This is a genomic window from Nostoc sp. 2RC (genome assembly GCF_014222165.1).
In the GTDB taxonomy this organism is placed as follows: Bacteria; Cyanobacteriota; Cyanobacteriia; order Cyanobacteriales; family Nostocaceae; genus Nostoc; species Nostoc linckia.
Genome location: NZ_JACKZU010000641.1, coordinates 1 through 2212, shown reverse-complemented (window position 1 = coordinate 2212; position 2212 = coordinate 1). Strand labels below are relative to the sequence as shown.

Here is a 2212-nt window from a genome sequence, read left to right as displayed (position 1 = left end):
CTTCCCATCTCCCCATCTCCCTCATCCTACTTGGTCTAAATACTGATTTATATCATCAATGATGCGAGTCAATTCGGCTTCTGTAGTTATGCGGATGTTGATATTACGAACAGTCAGCAGGACTTTAGCAGCGAAGGGACTAGGCCAAATATTTGGATTACAGAAAACTTCTAAAAAGACTTCGCCAGTGTAACGATATTCCAGGGGGGGTTGGGGAGTCGCTTTAGCGCCGCCAGGAGTGGGTTTAGCAGCGACAGCCTTGAGGCGTTCCATTAACTGGTCTATTGCTGCCTTTAATTCTCGTGCTGCTTGGGGAGAAAAACTGAAGGACACAGAACCTTCAACTAAGTTGAGTGTTAGAGGAGTTGAAGACATTAGCTTTGTATTGAAACTGATTGGTAATTACTCATGTTACTGGAATAAGTAGTCATATTAATGCTAAAAATATTCTCTTATTTGCAGAGCTAATACCAATGTTTATCTATTTTGTAGCGGTAATTATTTATAATAAATATCAATAAAATGAATAAAAATTTTTAGTTAAAGAGATAATTAATCCTTAATCTGTAAGAGTTTGATAAATTTTATTTGTGTTGATTGATGTTTTGAGTTTTACATTAGAAGTCATAGAACTTAATGCGATCAAAAATCTATGATTTCCGATAACCGTGCCGAAGTACGAAAGGTTTTAATTATCACCCTAATACTCAACCTGTTCGTAATGGGATTAAAAGCAATAGTTGGCTCCTGGACGGGTTCTTTAAGTTTATTAGCTGATGCTTTGCATAGTGTCACCGACAGTGCCAACAACGTTTTAGGATTAATTGCGAGTAAATTTTCTTCTCCCCATCCCGATCGCGAGCATCCTTACGGACACAGCAAGTTTGAAGCAGTGGGAGCATTAGGAATCGCAGCTTTTTTGGGGATAGCTTGTTTTGAAATTCTCCAGGGAGCAATTGAGCGAATTCTCAAGGGTGGCGAACTCGTGAAAATATCACTCCCTGAATTGTGGTTATTACTGATTGTACTGGGGATAAATATTTTTGTTGCGTTTTACGAACGTGCTGTGGGTAGGCGGGTAGGTAGCCCGATTCTCATTGCTGATGCGACACACACCATGAGCGATATTTGGGTAACAATTTCTGTAATTGGCGGCTTGATCGGAGTTTGGCTTGGTTATCAATGGATGGATGTGGTGTTAGCTTTCCCTGTGGCTTTGTTGGTATTTTGGAGCGGGTGGTCAGTTTTAAAAGAAAATTTACCTTGGCTGGTAGACCAAATGGCGATCGCACCAGAAGTAATCCATGCCATTGCTACTTCTGTCCCTGGTGTAATCAATTGTCACGATATCGCTTCTCGCGGTGTTGTTGGTCGTCAAGTGTTCATTGAAATGCATTTAATTGTAGACGCACCAGATGTACAAACCGCCCACCAGATCACCGAACAAGTGGAAAGCTTATTAGAAGAACGGTTTCGTCCAGTGAGAATTTTAATTCACGTGGAACCACCAGGATACAAGTCTGAGCAAATTAGCTTTGAAAACAAGGAATAAAGGGTAGAGGAAAAATCACTATAATTTGTATTAATTATTACAAGTATTAACTAAGTTTGCAACGATCGCCACTAGTTCGCTTGGATCTACTGGTTTAGATACATGCATCTGAAAGCCTGCTTCTAGGGCGGTGTTACGGTACTCGCGATCGCCATAGGCGGTTAAGGCGATGGCGGGAAGTTTGCCGTAAATGTCTGGTTGTAGCGTTCTGATTTTGCGAATCAGAGTGTAACCATCTTCATTAGGCATAGCGATATCACAGATCAAGATATCAGGCTGCAATTGAGGGAGTGCTTTTAATGCGGCCGCTGCCGATGCAACTGCTGTGACGGATGCTCCATCTGCCTCCAATACAGTTGTTACGTAGAAGCGGCTGTCCTCATCATCATCAACGACAAGGATGTTTAAGCCAGCAAGAGAGAGAGGAGGTTCCATAACACTTCCCTTCGAGTTGATAGAATAAAACTTAATTGCTAATGACCTACTTGTTTTACTTTCTCAGTGGCCACATCATTGGTCATTTTACTGCGAACCTGCCTACTTTTCTAGAAAATAACTCAACTCTTTGAGAGATTATTCAAGTTACAGTTAATTTTTCTTTGAGATTGATATTCTTGTCTAGATGAAATTGTTGAGATGTCTAAATTCATTTAAGTAAAT

Annotated in this window: 3 protein-coding genes; 1 reads left to right on the top strand and 2 read right to left on the bottom strand. The window is 40.6% G+C overall.

All coding sequences use genetic code 11. The features are described 5' to 3' along the window. Positions 1-21 precede the first annotated feature (21 nt). On the bottom strand, positions 22-375 hold the full coding sequence (locus GNE10_RS34080; RefSeq protein ID WP_099068289.1) for a hypothetical protein: 354 nt from the start codon (positions 373-375) through the stop codon (positions 22-24). 277 nt (positions 376-652) lie between these two features. Here GNE10_RS34080 and GNE10_RS34075 point away from each other — a divergent pair, with 277 nt between their 5' ends. Next, positions 653-1552: a cation diffusion facilitator family transporter gene (locus tag GNE10_RS34075; protein WP_185570444.1), complete on the top strand. Its 900-nt coding sequence runs from the start codon at positions 653-655 to the stop codon at positions 1550-1552. 30 nt (positions 1553-1582) lie between these two features. Here GNE10_RS34075 and GNE10_RS34070 read toward each other — a convergent pair whose 3' ends face one another. After that, positions 1583-1987, bottom strand: a complete 405-nt coding sequence (locus GNE10_RS34070) for a response regulator (protein ID WP_099068291.1) — start codon at positions 1985-1987, stop codon at positions 1583-1585. Positions 1988-2212 lie beyond the last annotated feature (225 nt).